The organism is Arthrobacter sp. NQ7 (assembly GCF_029581595.2).
In the GTDB taxonomy this organism is placed as follows: Bacteria; Actinomycetota; Actinomycetes; order Actinomycetales; family Micrococcaceae; genus Arthrobacter; species Arthrobacter phenanthrenivorans_B.
Window position 1 is genome coordinate 103,583 of sequence record NZ_JARFXU020000009.1, and the last position, 15,700, is coordinate 119,282.

Genomic DNA, 15,700 nt, shown 5'->3' on the forward strand with positions numbered 1-15,700 from the left:
GGTAAATCCTACGGGCCGGCCCCCGGAAGGCGCCCGGCGCGTTCCCATGAATGGAATGCAGGGGCAACGCAGCGGAAACAGCGCGGCACGAAGCTTGTCTCATGAAGCCCTCTCCCCACTCCACGCCCGCCGCTGAACTGCGCTGCGAGGTCTGCGGCCTGATGCCGGAGCCGCCCAAGGCCCGGCTGACCCTGGCGAACGTCGCCGTGATGCTGCCCATCGAGTTACTGGTCCACGCCCTGGTGGTGGAGACCCATCTTCCCTATGTGGCCAAGGTGCTGGTGCTGGCCCTGGCCGCGACAGTCCTGGTGATCTGGGTGGCCGAGCCGTCGGCGGCCCGGATCCTGCTGCGCTGGCTGCATGCCCCGGCCCTGCGGCACCGGCGGCAGCTGGCGTCGGCGCCGTCGCTGTGGCGGGCGCGGACGCTGCTCCGCGACCAGCCCGGTTCGCTGCAGCGGATCACAGCGGCGCTGGCGCGGCTGGACACGAACATCCTGGGCATCCACGTCCACCCGGTGGCGGACGGCGTCCTGGACGAGTTTGTCCTCTCGGCGCCCGGGGAGGTGGGCGAGCGGGAGCTACTGGCGGCCCTTCACGACGGCGGCGGCACGGCATCCCACGTCTGGCCCACCACCGCCCTCGCCATGGCTGACGGGCAAACCCGGGCGCTCAGCCTGGCGGCGCGCATCGCTGCCGGCCCGGAGGAACTGCCCCTGGCTGTGGCGGAGCTGCTGCACGCACGGATCGTGCCGCCGTCGGACGGCCGCTTAAAGACGCCCGACGACGGGACGCACCTGAAGATTCCCACGGCATGGCATGGCCCCATCACCTTCGCCCGGCCGGGGGAGCCGTTCACTCCTGCCGAGTCTGCGCGGGCGCACCGGCTGGCTGAGCTGGCTGAGATCCTGTCCCACCGGCAGGCCGGGTCCCCAGGAGCACATTGAGCCCCCACCCGAGGGCCGTTACCAGGACGACGGCGCCGGCCATGGAGGCCAGCTGGACCGGGCTGGACAGGATGCCCAGGCTGACAATCAAGGTCGTTGCGCCTGCCGGCGGGTGGGGCAATCCGAGCCAGGTCAGCACCAGGGTGGTGATCCCCACGGACAGTGCGCCGCTGACCACATACAGCGGGGTCAGGCCGCCCACCGGCGCGGGAGGCTGGTCCTGCAGCCCCAGGGCATAAAGGCACAGGGCGCCGGCAGCCAATCCGACGCCGTGCCCCACCAGGGTGTTCACTGGCCGCGATGCTTTTTGTTCGGGCGATTCGAAGAACAGCATCACCGTTGGCCCCAGGCTTGGGAACAGCCAGGGCAGGTGCATCAGGAGGCCCGCCACGCCGCCGGCGGCGAGGACCACGATCGCCAGGACGGCAGCGTAGAGGGCGGCACCCAACGCATTCATGCGCTTCTTCGCCCGGTCCAGGAGCGAGGGGTTCATTGCGGTTCCTTTCCGGCCCATTAGTGAGTCGACGATCGGTCGTTCCGCCGCCGCTATTTGGCCATTACCCCCCGGACAGCGGTCACAATCGGTCCGAAACCCCTCCGGACGGGTCGATCGGGAAAAGTCCTTGACAGTGGCGCGAGTCACTCCTAACTTTGATTTTGGGATCCCAAGTTGGGATCCCAAAACCCAATCCGTTGGATGCTCCGGACCGTCCAGCGCCTCCCCGGCCGGCAGGGATCGACTCCTGCCTGGCACGCTGCACGCACGTTCCCACCCTCCCCCATCCGCAAACTTCCCCGTGAAGGAGAAGCTGTGTCCATCCCAAACACCGAAACAACGGCCACGTCCGACGAGGCCGCACCCCAGACCACGGAACAATCCGGAAAGGGCGGCACGCAACGGCGCACTGCCGTCCGCTGGAAGCTCTTCCTGCTGCTCCTGGTCCTGGTCTCCGTCAACTACATCGACCGCGGCTCCATTTCCGTCGCGCTGCCCATCATCCAGAAGGAATTCAACCTCGCTCCCGAACTGGTGGGCCTGCTGCTCTCGGCGTTCTTCTGGACCTACGCCCTGATGCAGGTGCCCGTGGGCTGGCTGATCGACAAATTCGGTCCACGCAAGGTCATGACCGCCTCCTGCATCGGCTGGGGCGCCGCCACAGCGGCCTCCGGCATGGCAGGAGGGTTCCTCAGCATGTTCATCGCCCGGCTCGGAATCGGCGTGACCGAGGCCGGCGTGATGCCGGCAGGCGGCAAGCTCAACGCCATCTGGATGCACAAGTCAGAACGCGGCCGCGGCGCCACCATCCTGGACGCCGGCGCACCCCTCGGCGCCGGCCTGGGCGGCATCATCATTGCCGGCCTCATTGCCTCCACCGGCAGCTGGCGCTGGGCCTTCGTCATCGCCGGTGCCGCCACCGTCCTCATGGGCCTGGCCGTCTGGTGGTACGTCCGGGACAATCCCCGCCAGCACCGCGGCGTCAACGACGCCGAAGCCGCCTACATCGAAGCATCGCACGCTGCCGAGGACGCAGAGGCTGCCGTGGATGGCAGCAAGGGTAGGCGCGGCCTGCTTCCCTACCTCAAATTCCGCTCCTTCTGGGCCATGTGCCTGGGCTGGCTGGGCTTCAACGGCGTCTTTTATGGCCTGTTGACCTGGGGCCCGCTGTACCTGGCCCAGGCCAAGGGCTTCGACCTGAAGACCATCGGGTGGTCCACGCTGGTGATCTTCGGTGCCGGGTTCGTCGGCGAAATCATCGGCGGCACCATCGCCGATAAGTGGCGCGCCTCCGGCGCCTCCGCCAACCTGGTCATGCGCACCCTCCTGGGTATCTCCAGCGCCGTGGTCATCGGCGGCCTGGTGGGCGTCACTGTGGTCCCTGATGCCACCACCGCCGTGGTCCTGCTCTCGCTGGTCCTGTTCTTCCTGCGCTGGGTGGGCCTGTTCTGGAGCATCCCGTCCATCCTGGGCGGCCGCACCAACGCCGGCGTCCTGGGCGGGGCCATGAACCTCAGCGGCAACATTTCGGGCTTCGTCACCCCGATCGTGGTCGGCCTGATCGTGGGTGCCACCGGTTCCTACACCTGGGCGCTGCTGTACTTCGTAGGTTCCGCGGTGATCATGGGCGCATCAGTGCTCACCCTGAACTACAACAAGCGGCTTCCTGTCTAAGCTGACCCTCGCAGGGAAACCTGCAACCACTGCCCCTGCAGCCGGGAGCAGTGCCCGCACAAAATCCGAATGGAGCATCATGCTGACTGCAGAAGAGACCCAGGACAAGGACCGCCCCCTCCGCGAGACTGTCCGGGACACCCTCCGCACCCGGATTTTCGAAGGACACTATGCTCCCGGCACGCGGCTGGTGGAACGTGACCTGGCAGCCGAGTTTTCCGTGTCCCGGCTGCCGGTCCGCGAGGCCCTGCGCATGCTCCGCCAGGAGGGCCTGATCAGCGACCGTGGTGCCCGCGGGGCCGAGGTGAGCAGCCTTAGCGCCAAAGACGTCGAGGACCTCTTCGATGTCCGCCAGTCGCTCGAGGTCCTCGCCTGCCGGCTCGCCGCCAGGCGCGCCACCAAGGACGACCTCTCCTACCTCAAGGGCCTGCTGGACAACGCCGAGGCCTTCCTGGCCAAAGGTTCCGTCATGGAGGCCCACCGGGCCAACAGCGAATTCCACGACGCCATCACCGCCATCGCTGACAACAACTTCCTTAAGTCCGCCCTGGAGCCCCTCCAGGGCCGGATGCACTGGCTGTTCCGGCACGTCAGCGACCTGCCGGAACTCATCCAGGAACACCGCGAACTCTACGCCGCCATCGCCAGCGGCGACCCCGACCGGGCCGCTGCCCAGTCCGCATCCCACATCGGAAAGTACCGGGACCAGTTCCCCGAGGACTTCCAGAAGACCGAACCAGAATTCCACCGGAAGAGAAAATGAAACTCCTGGTCATCAACCCCAACATCAGCGCAGATGTCACGGCGCTGATCGAATCCGAGGCAATCCGTTCCGCCTCCCACGGCACCGAACTGCTGGTCCGGACCGCCGGCCACGGCGTGGAATACATCGAAACCCGCTTCGAATCCCTGATCGCCGCCGGCGCGGTGGCCGAGATCATCGCCGAACATACCCAACCGGGAGCTGATCCCGTGGATGCCGTTGTGGTGGCCGCCTTCGGTGATCCCGGCATGCCGGCCCTCAAGGAGCTGGCCGGGGTGCCCGTCATCGGCATCACCGAGGCAGCCCTGTGCGCAGCCGCGCTGCAAGGCCACCGGTTCTCCATCATTGCCATCTCGGACCGGATCAAGCCCTGGTACCGCGACTGCGTCGAGCAGTTCGGCCTGGCTGGCAGGCTTGCCTCCATCCGCTCCATTAAGGACGCCCTCACCGGGATAGCCTCCGTCCAGGAGGACTTCCGGGAAACCCTGCTGGCACTGAGCCGGCAGGCCGTGGCAGAGGACGGCGCCGACGTCGTAATCCTCGCCGGCGCCCCGCTGGCAGGCCTGGCCCGTGAACTCAACGGACAGATCCCCGTGCCCGTGGTTGACGGCATTTCCGCCGGCATCCGCATGGCCGAGGCGGTGGCCGCCCTGCAGTCGGGGCAGCACCGCGCGGGCGCTTTCGCCCCTCCCCCGCCAAAGGACCGCAAGGGCCTGTCCGGCAACCTGGACGCGGCCCTCGCCGCCCGCCAGGAGCACGCCGAAACCCCGCAGCCCGCCGCCTAAACACACTTCACCATTCCAAGGAGGACACCGATGTCCCACCAGCCAGACCTCGTCATAGCCAACGCCACCGTCGTCAACAGCACCGGCCGGCAGGAAGCCCACATTGTGGTGCACGAAGGAAAGATCGCCGCCCTCGTCGACGCCGCCCGTCCGGTCCCCGCGGCGGCCCGCAGCATTGACGCCACCGGAAAGCTCGTGATCCCCGGCGGCGTGGACGGCCACTGCCACGTGGCGCAGGTAACGGGACGCTTCCGGACCCTGGACGATTACCGGACCACCTCCACGGCAGCGCTGTGGGGCGGCACCACCACCATCATCGACTTCGGAATTCCCCGCGACGCCCAGGAAACCCCGCTGGCGGCGGTTCTAAACAAGAAGGAACTCGCCACCGCGTCCCGCTGCGATGTTGCCCTCCACGGTGCCGTGGTCAGCTGGGACGAAACGGTGCCCTGGCAGCTCGAACAGTTGGCCGCAGAAGGCGTCCGCTCGGTGAAGATGTACACCACCAACCGCGGGACCACCATGGCTGACGGCGACACCATCCTGAAGGTCATGCGGGAAATGGTCCGGCTGGACGGCCTCACGTACATCCATGCAGAGCACGACCCCATCATTGCCGACTGCACCGAACAGCACGCACAGGACGGCCGCATCGGCATCGGGCACCTGCACCGGACCCGGCCGGAGCTGGCCGAGGAGATTTCCGTGAAGGAAACCCTGGCGATGGCCGAATACACGGGCGCGCCGGTCTATTTCGTCCACCAATCCACCGCCGGCGCCGTGGACCTGGTGTCGCAGGCCCGGGAGCGCGGGCTTGATGCCTACTCCGAGACCTGCCCGCACTACGTCACCCTGGACGACTCCGTGTACGCCTCCACGTTCCCGGAGTGGTTCGCCTGCTGCCCGCCCATGCGCAGCGCGGAAACCGTGGCCGCCCTCAAGGAGCGGCTGGTGTCCGGCGCCATCCACACCATGTCCTCCGACCACTCCTGCTACGACCTGTCCCAGAAGCGGGAGCGCACCGATGACGTCCGCGCCATGCCACACGGGCTCCCTGGCGTGGAGACGCGCATGCCGGTCACCTTCACGGCGATGATGTCCGCCGGCGCCACCGTTGAGCAGTTCGTCAGCGCCTTCGCCGCCGAACCCGCACGGATCAACGCCGTCCCCGGCAAGGGCCGCATCGCCGAAGGGTTCGACGCCGACCTGGTGGTTTTCGATCCCGCCGAGGAACGCACGGTGAACGGCGCAGCCCTGCACATGGGCACGGACTTCTCACCCTTCGACGGGAAGGCACTCACGGGCTGGCCCGCCGTCGTGGTTTCCAACGGCCGCGTGGTCCTGGACGCGGACGGCTTCCACGACCCCGGCGCCGCCGGCCGCTTCATCCACCGCAACGGCTTCCGGCAGCACCAGACCGTCCCCGAAGCCGCCCACCTGCCCGCCGCCCTCGCCTAGGAGCCCCCATGCCTGCCACTTCACGCCCCCGCAGGATCGGCATGATCGTGCCGTCCTCCAATACCTGCCTGGAACCCCAGACGTACCGCATCCTTGGCAGCCGCACCGACGTCACGGTGCACTTCACCCGGATCCCGGTCACCCGGATCGCACTGGACGACTCCTCTGACCGGCAGTTTGAGCCGGCCGTCATGCGCGCCGCCGCACAGCTGCTGGCGACGGCGGACGTCGACGTCATCGCCTGGAACGGGACATCGGGTTCATGGCTCGGTTCGGCCCATGACCGGGAGCTGGCCGGTGACATCACCGGCGCCACCGGCATCCCCGCCACCACCTCCACCCTTGCCTACCTCGAGGCCTTCCGGACCTTCGGCACCGAGCGGATCGGCCTCTTCACGCCCTACACCGCCGACGTAAACCGGCAAATCATCGAATCGTACGGGCGGGAGGGCATCAAGACGCTGGACCACCGGGCGCTGGGCCTGAGCGACAACGAGTCCTTTGCCCGCGTCACGGACGACGAGATGAGGCCCGGGTCCCTGGAACTGGCCGCCGCGTCCCCCGACGCCCTGGTATACCTGTGCACCAACCTTTACGGCGCAAACATCACCGCTGAGGTTGAGCAGATGTCCGGGGTGCCGGTGCTGGATTCCGTGGCGGTCACCCTCTGGCACGCGCTGAAACTGGCAGGCGCGCCGCTGCTGGAACCGCGGTGGGGCAGGCTCCTGGCGTAGCCGGCCCTTCCCCGGCGGGGCCACCTCCGCAGGACCCTACATCCGCAGGGTGAGGGCTCCGGGCTCCATGGTCATGAGCACGTGCTTGCCCTGGCCCTCGTGGTCGCCGTCCAGCTGGTAGTCGTCCTTGTGCTCCAGGGTGATCTCCACGGTCTTGCCCTGGAAGTACTCCACGGCGGTGTCCTTGCCCCGGCCCCTGCCGATCATGCCCGCCACCACGGAGAGCCAGCCCAGCTTGCCGTGGTGGGGGGCCAGCACGGCAATGTCCAGCAGCCCGTCATCCACCTTGGCGTCGGGGAAGATTTCCAGGCCACCCTGGACCTTGCCGCAGTTGCCCACCATGACGCTGCGGACGCCGCGGTGCACCACGGATTTGCCGTCGATCACCACGGTTGCCTTGACGGGCTTGCCGGGCAGGTTACGGATGCCGGCGTCCACGTAGGCCAGCCAGCCCACCTTGTCCTTCAGGTCCTCGTTGGTGTCGGCCATGATGGTGGCGTCGTAGCCCATGCCGGCCATGACCAGGAACAGCTGCTCCTGGTCCGGGTCGCTGCGCCGGGCCCGGACCACGTCGATCTTCCGCTCGGCGCCGATCAGCGCCCCGGCCATGGCGCCGTCGTAGTCGGTCACGTCCATGCCCAGGTTGCGGGCCAGCAGGTTCCCGGTCCCCAGGGGCAGCAGGCCCATGGGGGTGTCGCCGCCGGCCAGGACCTCGGCGACGCACCGCACGGTGCCGTCACCGCCAGCAGCGATCACGATGTCCGCGCCCTGCGCGAGCGCCTCCTTCGCCTGGCCGACGCCGGGATCCTCCTTGGTGGTTTCCAGCCAGATGGCCTCGCCCCAGCCGTTTTCCACGCAGTGCTTGGCCACCAGGCCGCGCACGTCGATGTCCACCGGCTTGGCGGGGTTGACGATGATGGCGGCGCGCTTGGGTGAAGTGGAGCTGGTGTCAGTCATGGCGTCCTCTGATGGCGGATGGAAAGCAAGCTTCTGAAAGAAGGGTAACCCGGCGGCGGGCCCGTACCGCGCCTAAAGGGCCTTCACCGCGCCCAGCACCTGGGCCAGGGATTCCTTGGCATCGCCAAACAGCAACGAGGTCTGCGGTTCATACAGCAGGTCGTTTTCGATGCCGGCGAATCCCGGGCGCATGGACCGCTTCAGGAACACCACCTGCCGCGCCTCCGCCACCTCCAGGATGGGCATCCCGAAAATAGGGGAACCGGAGGACGTCTTCGCCGCCGGATTCACCACGTCGTTGGCACCCACCACCAGGGCCACGTCCGCGGTCTTGAACTCCGGGTTGATCTCGCCCATCTCCTTCAGTGATTCGTACGGCACGTTGGCCTCGGCCAGGAGGACGTTCATATGGCCCGGCATGCGCCCGGCGACGGGATGGATGGCGAAATCCACCTCGATCCCCCGGGCTTCCAGGGCCAGCGCCAGTTCCGCGGCCGTGTGCTGGCCCTGGGCCACCGCGAGTCCGTACCCCGGGACGATGATCACCCGCTGGGCGTAGCCCAGCAGGACCGCCACGTCCTCCGCCGACGACGAACGAACGGGACGTTCGCTCACCGCGGTGGATCCCGCCGTCGACCCTCCCCTGAAGGCCCCGAACAGGATGCCCGCCACGCTCCGGCCCATGGCCGCGGCCATGGCCCGGGTCAGGATGGTGCCAGAAGCCCCCACCAGGGTTCCTGCCACCACCAGCAGGACGTTGCCCAGCACCAGTCCGGACGCCGCAACGGCCAGGCCGGTGAAGGCATTCAGCAGCGAGATGACGATGGGCACGTCGGCGCCGCCCACCGGCAGCACCAGCAGGACACCGGCGGCAAGGCCCAGGGCAAGCAGCAGGACGGCCAGCGGCAGCGAACCGGTGATGACCACGGCCACGCCGGCGGCCACCGCGGCCAGCAGGACCACGGCCATCACCACGGGAAGCCCGGGGAACACGACCGGGCGGGTGGTCATGAGTTCCTGCAGCTTGGCGAAGGTGATGCCCGAGCCGGCAAAGGAAACGGCGCCCACCAGGAGCGTGAAGACGACGGCCACGCGCACCCAGGGGTTGTCCGCATGGCCCAGTTCCAGCAGGGCCACCAGGGCTGCCGCACCGCCGCCCACGCCGTTGAACAGGGCCACCAGCTGGGGCATCTGGGTCATTTTCACGCGGCGGGCCACGGGTGCCGCCACCACTGATCCCACGGCGATGGCGCCCAGGATCCAGGGGATGTTCTCCAGCCGGGCGGACAGAAACACGGTGGCGACGGCGATCAGGGCGCCAAGTGCGCCCACCAGGTTTCCGCGGCGGGCGGTCCGCGGGGAGCTGAGTCCGCGCAGCGCCAGGATGAAGCAGACGGCCGCGGCGAGGTAGAGCAGCGACGTCCAGACCGGGGCCAGGAGACTCATTTGTTGCCCGCCCCCTGCCCGGGCCCGGCCTTGGCGACGTCCCGCTTGGCATGGAACATGTGCAGCATCCGGTCCGTCACCACGAACCCGCCCACCAGGTTGGCGGTGGCAAGGACGACGGCGAGCAGCGCCACGGCCAGGACCCACGGGTCTGCTGCCTGGCCGGCCACGATGATGGCACCCACCAGGATGATCCCGTGAATGGCGTTGGCGCCGGACATGAGCGGCGTATGCAGGGTGCTGGAAACCTTGGACACCACTTCGAAGCCGACGAACACTGCCAGGACCGTGATGGTCAGCAGGGCTGTTCCATCCATCAGAGCCTTCCTTCCTGCCGGGCTGCCGCTGCCGCACCTGTACCGGCCGCGGCCCGTGCCGTGAGCAGTTCCGCCGTGGGCTGGTGCCGGACCCCACCGTCGTGCGTGAGGCAGGCGCCGGCCACCACTTCATCGTCGAAATCCAGGGTGAGCGCACCGTCGCGGACCAGCAGGGCCAGCAGGTTTGCCACGTTCTTGGCGTAGAGGCGGGAGGCGTCGGACGCCATCGCGGAAGCGGGATCCTTCAGGCCCACCAGGGTGATGTGCCCGGTACCGTCGGCGGTGGGGATTGGAATGTCCTGGCCCGGCGCGGAGCCCTCCACGTTGCCCCCGGACTCCGCGGCGAGGTCGACGACGACCGACCCCGGGCGCATCCCCTGCACCATCTCCCGGGTCACCAAAAGGGGAGCCGGCCGCCCGGGGACCGCCGCCGTCGTAATCAATACGTCCGATTGCGCCACGTGCGGTGCCAGCAGCTGCCGCTGCCGGGTGCCGGCGTCGGAACTCAACTGCCGCGCATAGCCACCGGCCGCCTCCGCCGTCTCAAGGTCCAGCCGGATGAAGGTGCCGCCCATGGACGCCACCTCGTCCGCGGAGGCGGGCCGGATGTCGTTGGCGAAGACGCGGGCACCCAGCCGCTTGGCGGTGCCGATGGCCTGCAGCCCGGCCACGCCGGCGCCCAGGACCAGGACGCGGGCCGGCGGGATGGTTCCTGCGGCCGTCATGTAGAGCGGGAAGAACCGCGGCAGCCGGATGGCGGCCTCGAGGACACACCGGTACCCGGCCACCAGCGCCTGGGAGGTGAGGGCGTCCATGGACTGCGCGCGGGAAATGCGCGGCACCAGCTCCAAGGCGAAGGAGGTGACCCCGGCGTCCGCGAGCGCCTGGACGGCGGGCAGCTCGGACGACGGCGACGCGAGCCCCACCGTCACGGCGCCCCTTCTGAGGGATGCAGCGGTGTGCGCATCCAGCGGGCGGACATGGGCCAGGAGGTCCAGCGCGGCGTTATCCAGGCCGGGGACGATGGTGGCGCCGGCGTGGTGGTAGGCGGAATCCGGGTGGCCGGCGCCGTCCCCCGCCCCGGTTTCCACCAGGACCTCCAGGCCCATCCCGGCCAACTGCTTCACAGTGTCGGGAGTGGCGGCCACACGCCGCTCGCCCTCCCGGCGTTCCCGCGGAATCCCCAGCTTCACCCGCTGACTCCTCTTCCTGACGAGCGCTGCAGCGGCTCTGCTGCACGCAGTTGGCTAGAGTCTAGGGCCACCGCTCCCGCTGCGGGAGTGGCCTTGCCGGCTTCGGTGGCAAAGCGTTATCTCGCATCTCCTGCCGGGCCCTGCGGCGGCCCGCCGTAGTCAAGCGCTATGCGGCGGGCGGTTTCCATCAGCTGCGGCAGGACCGACGCTTCGATGTCCTGGGCGGCGGCGCGGTGTGTCTGCAGCGAAACGTTGGCCGCGGCCACCACCTCGTGTCCCCGCCGGACCGGCACCGCCACGCCGCGCAGGCCTTCCTCCAATTCCTGCGAGACCATGGACCACCCCCTGGCCCTGGCCGCCTCCACTTCCGTCCGCAGGTCCTCGACGCTGCCGATGGAGTGGTCGGTGAAGCGGTGCAGCCGGACCGAGTGGAAGTACTCCTCAAGCTGCGGGGCGGGCAGGCCGGCCAGGAGGACCCGGCCCATGGAGGTGGCCCATGCCGGGAAGCGGGTACCGACGGTAATGGACACGCTCAACAGGCGTGGCGAGGGGACGCACGCAACGTAGACCACGTCACCGCCCTCGAGAATGCAGAGGGAGGTGGTCTCGTTAAGCTCTGCTGCGAGGTCCCTCAGGTGCGGCTCCGCCACCCTGGGCAGGGTCAACGCAGCAAGGTAGGACCTGCCGATGTCCAGGGACCGCGCCGTCAGCTCAAAGGCAGGCCCGGCCGGATGGAGGTAGCCAAGGTCGGCCAGGGTGAGCAGGAAACGCCGGGCGGAAGCGCGGGTCATGTCCGTCCGTGCGGCGACCTGCGAGACGGTGAGCCGGGGCTGGTCCGCGGTGAAGGCGAGCAGGACGTCAAAGGCCTTTTCCACCGACTTCACGAAGTAGCCTGCCTGCTCCTCCACTCCTGTTCCTCCCCGGACCGATGAACGCGCTCCGGCACTGGCTTGCCGGGCTTTTCGCACCTGTCCGATCATATCGGGCAGCGGTGCCGTCAAAGGGCCGCCGGGAGGCAGGGCCTAATGCCCGTCCCGTAGCCGGACCAGCGTTTCCTGCAGCAGCGTCCGTGCCCGGGCGTCCAGCCCGAGCAGCGGCACCATGGCCACCGCCTGTTCGCGGAGGTGGTCCCACCCGTCAATGGACCGGATACCCATCGCCTGGGCGCAGGCGACACTGGCGGTGCTGTGGCGGGCGTAGACGAAGTCGTAGAGCACGGCGTCGGGTGCCAGTGCCGAGCCGCCCCAGGCAGGCCCGTCGGAGGTGCTCTTCCCGATGGGGGTGGCGTTGACGATCAGGGATGCTTCCGCGGCGAGGTCCTGCGCCTGCTGCCACGTGACGTCCCGGGCGTTGATGCCCAATTCCCGGGCGAGCTCCAGCAGTTCGTGCGACGCCTGCGGGTCCCGGTCGGTGATGGACACGGAGCCCACGTTGTCCCTGATGGCGATGAGGGCCGCGCGCGCCGCCCCGCCGGCGCCGAGCAGCAGGGCATGGCGCTGGTAGGCACCGCCGAGGAGTACTTCGATAGCGGTGATGTCGGTGTTGTGCGCCAGCAGTGTGTGGTCCTGCCGCACCAGCAGGTTGCAGGCACCGCTCAGTCGTACCGGCTCCGCGGCAACGTCTGCGGTTTCGGCGGCCCAGTGCTTGTGCGGCATGGTGACATTGGCGGCCACCATGTCCGGTGCCAGGAGCCTGGCGCGGACGGCGGCCAGGTCACCGTCCGGCGCCACATCCCAGGCCTCGTAGGTCCAGCCGGTGCCAAGTCCGCGCAGGACGGGATTCCACAAGCCGGGCGACATGGCCTGGGACGCCGCCGATCCGATCAGGGCCAGGCGGGAAGGCTGCGTACTCGGTTCCATCTGTTTCCTCCACCTTTCGCGGGCAGCGGCGTTGTGATTGGCGTCACCAGCTAGTATTCTCGATCTAGGCGCATTTCGCACACTTGTTCGTTATGCGTACAAATTATCAGTCCCCCGCCTTCAGCGTGGAAGGAAACCCCGAAATGACCGACATCGCAGCAGGAGCCCAGGCCCAGTCCACGCCTGAGGAACAGCGCCGGCTCAAGCGCGCCAGGAAGGCAGCGCTGGCCGCATTCCTCGGCGGCGCCCTGGAGTATTACGACTTCTTCATCTATGCCACCGCCGCTTCCCTGGTCTTCTCCAAGATCTTCTTCCCGGCCGGCGACCCCACGGTTGCCCTCCTGGCATCCTTCGCCACCTTCGGCGTGGCCTACGTGGCGCGCCCCTTCGGCGCAGTGGTGTTCGGCCACCTGGGCGACAAGATCGGCCGGAAGAACACCCTGGTGCTCACCCTGGTGCTCATGGGCAGCGCCACGTTCCTCATCGGCGCCCTGCCGAACTTCGATACCGCAGGGTACTTTGCCCCGGCACTGCTGGTCCTGCTCCGCCTGCTGCAGGGCCTCTCCGCCGGAGCCGAGACCGCCGGAGCATCGGCCCTCTCCACGGAAGAGGCGCCTGAGGGGCGGCGCGGCTTCTTCGCCAGCTTTGCCATGAGCGGCATCTCCTTCGGCATCGTCCTGGCGTCCCTGGCGTTCCTTCCGGTGGCTGCCATGAGCGAGGCCGACCGGATTGCCTGGGGCTGGCGGATCCCGTTCTGGCTGTCCCTCATCGTGCTCATCGTCGCCTATATGGTCCGCCGGTCGCTGGCAGAGCCGGAGGTGTTCGAGGAAAAGCAGGAACACGGCGAACTGGTGAAGCTCCCCTTTGCCAAGATGTTCCAGACGCACCCGGCGCAGTTCTTCCAGGTAGCGCTGATGTCCTTCGAAACTGTCACCAATACGTTCATGCAGTCATTCGGCCTGGCCTACGCCGTATCCGTCGGCGTCCCGGCCTCCACCATGCTCTGGGTCAGCATCGTGGGCAACGTCCTGGCGGTCGTCACCCAGCCGCTGACCGCGCGGCTCTCCGACACGTTTGGCCGCCGCCCGGTCTTCATCATCGGGGTCCTGGGCTCCGGCATCATGATCTTCGTCTACTTCTCGGTGATCGCCACCGGAAACATCCCCATGATCTTCCTGACCAGCACGTTGATCACCGCCGGCACCTACGCCATGTCCAACGCCATCTACCCCGCCTGGTTCTCCGAACTCTTCAACGTCAAGGTCCGCTACTCCGGCATGGCGATCGGGCTTCAAATCGGGATCCTCTGCGCAGGCTTCACACCGCTGCTCGGCACCGCCCTGGTGGGTGCCGACAAGGCGAACTGGGGTCCGGCAGCCTGGATCGTTGCCGGCTCGTCGATCCTCGCCGTGGCCGGGGCGTGGTGGGCGCGTGAGACCGCCAAAACGCCCCTGCGGCAGCTCGGCAACCCGGTCCGGTAGGGCAGGAACCCCGGACAAAAGGGGGCGGACGACGGCGGGAAGCAATCCGCCGTCGTCCGCCCCGTGCGTTGTGCCGGCCCGCCCAGTGAAGCCGTGGTGCATCGCGTGGGAACAGTCCCTGCGCGCTGACGTGTGACAATAAGCGGGATTCGCACATCACACATATTGGGGGAACCATGCCAGAGCGCGCAGAATTCGACGCATCACAACCCGGGGAAGGCGGTACGCCCGCCGAACCCCAGTTCGGGCTGCGGGCTCCCGGGGCATGGACTCCCCCGGTGGCCAGCCAGTTCCAACCGGCAGCGCCGGTCCGCGCAGCCGGTGAGGATGTGGTCCGTGGAGCAATCTTCGCCCTCGCCGCCGTTCCCGTCGGTGTCGCCGCTTGGCTGGTGCTGTGGAACATGGGCTGGATGGCATCGATTGTTGCCTTCATCGCCGCTGCCGCGGCGGCACGGTTGTACGTCCTGGGGACCGGAGGGACGATCAGCCGCCGCGGGGCCTGGGTGGTGACGGCCGTAACGCTCGCAACGGTCCTGCTGTCCTTCTGGGGCGGCATGCTGGTTGATGCCGCCAAGTACCTGGGCGGCGGTTCTCCGCTGACCATGCTGGCCGACGCGGGAACGTGGGACCTGCTCCTTTACAACCTTGCAACGAACCGGGATGTGGTGGACGGGTACGCGGGCGACTTCCTGGTTGCCCTGCTGTTCAGCGCATTGGGCTGTTTCTTCACCCTCCGCCGGCTGTTTGCTGCAACCAGGATCAGCTAGCCGGGCTCCGCTCCTAGCCGCGGGCGGTCAGGTCCGCGGAGATATGCCGGGCGGTGGCCACGATTTCCTGCGCCACGGACGCCAGGTAGGCTTCCCGGTCCGGTTTGGCTTCCACCGTCTGGGCCTGCAGGGACACGTTCACGGCCGCCACCACCTTGGGGCCGTCATAGACGGGCGCGGCGATGGACATGAGCCCCAGCTCCAGCTCCTGGTCCAGCAGGCACCAGCCCTGTGAACGGACGGCGTCCAGCACCTTCAGCAGCTCCGGGACGGTGCCCAGGGCCCGGGGTGTGAGCGGCTTGATGTCCGCCGCCGCCAGGTAGGCCTTGAGGTCCGCAGGCGGAAGGTGCGCCAGCAGGACCCTGCCCATGGAGGTGGCGTAAGCCGGGAACCTGGTTCCCACGGTGATGCCGATGGTCATGATGCGGCGGGTGGTGACCCGGGCAATGTAGGCGATGTCGATGCCGTCCAGCACGGCCGCGGAGGTGGACTCGCCCAGCTTGAGGGACAACTCCTCAAGATGCGGCTGCGCCAGCTGCGGCAGGGACAGCCCCGAAAGGTAGGCGTACCCCAGCTGGAGGACCTTGGCCGTGAGGGCGAAGGTCTTGCCGTCGGTGCGTACGTAGCCCAGTTCGACGAGGGTGTGCAGGAACCGGCGGGCCGTGGCGCGGGTGAGCCCGGTCTGCCCTGCAACTTCGGACAGGGTCATGACGGGGCGCTCTGCGTCGAAGGCGCGGATCACGGCCAGGCCCCGGGCCAGCGACTGGACGTACTGGTCGCTGGCCTGCGGGGCGGACTGGGTATCGGTGCCTGCGGCGTTGGTCAT

16 protein-coding genes are annotated in these 15,700 nt (G+C 68.3%); 8 read left to right on the forward strand and 8 right to left on the reverse strand.

Annotated elements, in window-relative coordinates; translation table 11 throughout:
* Positions 1-101: 101 nt before the first annotated feature.
* Positions 102-944 (forward strand): ACT domain-containing protein, encoded by an 843-nt coding sequence (locus tag PUN71_RS11705; protein WP_277798541.1) that lies wholly within the window; start codon positions 102-104, stop codon positions 942-944.
* Here the strand turns inward: PUN71_RS11705 and PUN71_RS11710 are convergent.
* The gene (locus tag PUN71_RS11710; RefSeq protein WP_277798542.1) at positions 853-1,437 is read right to left on the reverse strand and encodes an HPP family protein; all 585 of its coding nucleotides are present in this window, start codon (positions 1,435-1,437) and stop codon (positions 853-855) included. The genes PUN71_RS11705 and PUN71_RS11710 overlap by 92 nt on opposite strands.
* A 318-nt stretch (positions 1,438-1,755) precedes the next feature.
* Between PUN71_RS11710 and PUN71_RS11715 the strand changes: the two genes are divergently transcribed.
* The 5 genes from PUN71_RS11715 to PUN71_RS11735 all read left to right on the forward strand — a co-directional run bounded on the left by PUN71_RS11715 (position 1,756) and on the right by PUN71_RS11735 (position 6,854).
* The gene (locus PUN71_RS11715; protein ID WP_277798543.1) at positions 1,756-3,114 is read left to right on the forward strand and encodes an MFS transporter; all 1,359 of its coding nucleotides are present in this window, start codon (positions 1,756-1,758) and stop codon (positions 3,112-3,114) included.
* Between the two features lie 79 nt (positions 3,115-3,193).
* On the forward strand, positions 3,194-3,877 hold the full coding sequence (locus PUN71_RS11720) for a GntR family transcriptional regulator (RefSeq protein WP_043450809.1): 684 nt from the start codon (positions 3,194-3,196) through the stop codon (positions 3,875-3,877).
* On the forward strand, positions 3,874-4,662 hold the full coding sequence (locus PUN71_RS11725; protein WP_043450808.1) for an aspartate/glutamate racemase family protein: 789 nt from the start codon (positions 3,874-3,876) through the stop codon (positions 4,660-4,662). The genes PUN71_RS11720 and PUN71_RS11725 overlap by 4 nt, the downstream gene beginning before the upstream one ends.
* A gap of 30 nt (positions 4,663-4,692) precedes the next feature.
* Positions 4,693-6,120 carry an amidohydrolase family protein gene (locus tag PUN71_RS11730; RefSeq protein ID WP_277798544.1) on the forward strand — a complete coding sequence of 476 codons (1,428 nt, stop codon included), beginning with the start codon at positions 4,693-4,695 and terminating at the stop codon, positions 6,118-6,120.
* 8 nt (positions 6,121-6,128) lie between these two features.
* The gene (locus PUN71_RS11735) at positions 6,129-6,854 is read left to right on the forward strand and encodes a maleate cis-trans isomerase family protein (protein WP_277798545.1); all 726 of its coding nucleotides are present in this window, start codon (positions 6,129-6,131) and stop codon (positions 6,852-6,854) included.
* Positions 6,855-6,890: 36 nt separating this feature from the next.
* On the opposite strand, the gene PUN71_RS11740 is transcribed toward PUN71_RS11735, so the two are convergent.
* The 6 genes from PUN71_RS11740 to PUN71_RS11765 form a co-directional block, all read right to left on the reverse strand.
* The gene (locus PUN71_RS11740; RefSeq protein WP_043450805.1) at positions 6,891-7,811 is read right to left on the reverse strand and encodes a diacylglycerol/lipid kinase family protein; all 921 of its coding nucleotides are present in this window, start codon (positions 7,809-7,811) and stop codon (positions 6,891-6,893) included.
* A gap of 72 nt (positions 7,812-7,883) precedes the next feature.
* The gene (locus tag PUN71_RS11745) at positions 7,884-9,257 is read right to left on the reverse strand and encodes an NAD(P)(+) transhydrogenase (Re/Si-specific) subunit beta (protein ID WP_043450804.1); all 1,374 of its coding nucleotides are present in this window, start codon (positions 9,255-9,257) and stop codon (positions 7,884-7,886) included.
* Positions 9,254-9,574, reverse strand: coding sequence for an NAD(P) transhydrogenase subunit alpha part 2 (locus tag PUN71_RS11750; protein ID WP_043450803.1), 321 nt, complete (start codon positions 9,572-9,574; stop codon positions 9,254-9,256). Before PUN71_RS11750 ends, PUN71_RS11745 begins: the two co-directional genes overlap by 4 nt.
* Positions 9,574-10,767 (reverse strand): Re/Si-specific NAD(P)(+) transhydrogenase subunit alpha, encoded by a 1,194-nt coding sequence (locus PUN71_RS11755; RefSeq protein ID WP_277798546.1) that lies wholly within the window; start codon positions 10,765-10,767, stop codon positions 9,574-9,576. Before PUN71_RS11755 ends, PUN71_RS11750 begins: the two co-directional genes overlap by 1 nt.
* 116 nt (positions 10,768-10,883) lie before the next feature.
* Positions 10,884-11,675, reverse strand: coding sequence for an IclR family transcriptional regulator domain-containing protein (locus PUN71_RS11760; protein ID WP_277798547.1), 792 nt, complete (start codon positions 11,673-11,675; stop codon positions 10,884-10,886).
* A 114-nt stretch (positions 11,676-11,789) separates the two neighbouring features.
* Positions 11,790-12,626 carry a shikimate dehydrogenase family protein gene (locus PUN71_RS11765; protein WP_277798548.1) on the reverse strand — a complete coding sequence of 279 codons (837 nt, stop codon included), beginning with the start codon at positions 12,624-12,626 and terminating at the stop codon, positions 11,790-11,792.
* 92 nt (positions 12,627-12,718) lie between these two features.
* On the opposite strand from PUN71_RS11765, the gene PUN71_RS11770 reads away from it, so the two are divergent.
* Together PUN71_RS11770 and PUN71_RS11775 are read left to right on the forward strand one after the other, a co-directional pair.
* Positions 12,719-14,107: an MFS transporter gene (locus PUN71_RS11770; protein WP_277798549.1), complete on the forward strand. Its 1,389-nt coding sequence runs from the start codon at positions 12,719-12,721 to the stop codon at positions 14,105-14,107.
* A gap of 176 nt (positions 14,108-14,283) precedes the next feature.
* Entirely contained in the window at positions 14,284-14,874 is a 591-nt protein-coding gene (locus tag PUN71_RS11775) for a hypothetical protein (RefSeq protein WP_277798550.1), read from the forward strand.
* Positions 14,875-14,887: 13 nt separating this feature from the next.
* Here PUN71_RS11775 and PUN71_RS11780 read toward each other — a convergent pair whose 3' ends face one another.
* Positions 14,888-15,700 (reverse strand): IclR family transcriptional regulator domain-containing protein, encoded by an 813-nt coding sequence (locus tag PUN71_RS11780; RefSeq protein WP_277798551.1) that lies wholly within the window; start codon positions 15,698-15,700, stop codon positions 14,888-14,890.

Bases quoted from the DNA above. Each gene is read 5' to 3' on its own strand.
- PUN71_RS11730 (WP_277798544.1), top strand. From the start codon at position 4,693: ATGTCCCACCAGCCAGACCTCGTCATAGCCAACGCCACCGTCGTCAAC.
- PUN71_RS11750 (WP_043450803.1), bottom strand. From the start codon at position 9,574: ATGGATGGAACAGCCCTGCTGACCATCACGGTCCTGGCAGTGTTCGTC.
- PUN71_RS11710 (WP_277798542.1), bottom strand. From the start codon at position 1,437: ATGAACCCCTCGCTCCTGGACCGGGCGAAGAAGCGCATGAATGCGTTG.
- PUN71_RS11765 (WP_277798548.1), bottom strand. From the start codon at position 12,626: ATGGAACCGAGTACGCAGCCTTCCCGCCTGGCCCTGATCGGATCGGCG.
- PUN71_RS11720 (WP_043450809.1), top strand. From the start codon at position 3,194: ATGCTGACTGCAGAAGAGACCCAGGACAAGGACCGCCCCCTCCGCGAG.
- PUN71_RS11740 (WP_043450805.1), bottom strand. From the start codon at position 7,811: ATGACTGACACCAGCTCCACTTCACCCAAGCGCGCCGCCATCATCGTC.
- PUN71_RS11725 (WP_043450808.1), top strand. From the start codon at position 3,874: ATGAAACTCCTGGTCATCAACCCCAACATCAGCGCAGATGTCACGGCG.
- PUN71_RS11705 (WP_277798541.1), top strand. From the start codon at position 102: ATGAAGCCCTCTCCCCACTCCACGCCCGCCGCTGAACTGCGCTGCGAG.
- PUN71_RS11770 (WP_277798549.1), top strand. From the start codon at position 12,719: ATGCGTACAAATTATCAGTCCCCCGCCTTCAGCGTGGAAGGAAACCCC.
- PUN71_RS11735 (WP_277798545.1), top strand. From the start codon at position 6,129: ATGCCTGCCACTTCACGCCCCCGCAGGATCGGCATGATCGTGCCGTCC.
- PUN71_RS11780 (WP_277798551.1), bottom strand. From the start codon at position 15,700: ATGACCAACGCCGCAGGCACCGATACCCAGTCCGCCCCGCAGGCCAGC.
- PUN71_RS11745 (WP_043450804.1), bottom strand. From the start codon at position 9,257: ATGAGTCTCCTGGCCCCGGTCTGGACGTCGCTGCTCTACCTCGCCGCG.
- PUN71_RS11775 (WP_277798550.1), top strand. From the start codon at position 14,284: ATGCCAGAGCGCGCAGAATTCGACGCATCACAACCCGGGGAAGGCGGT.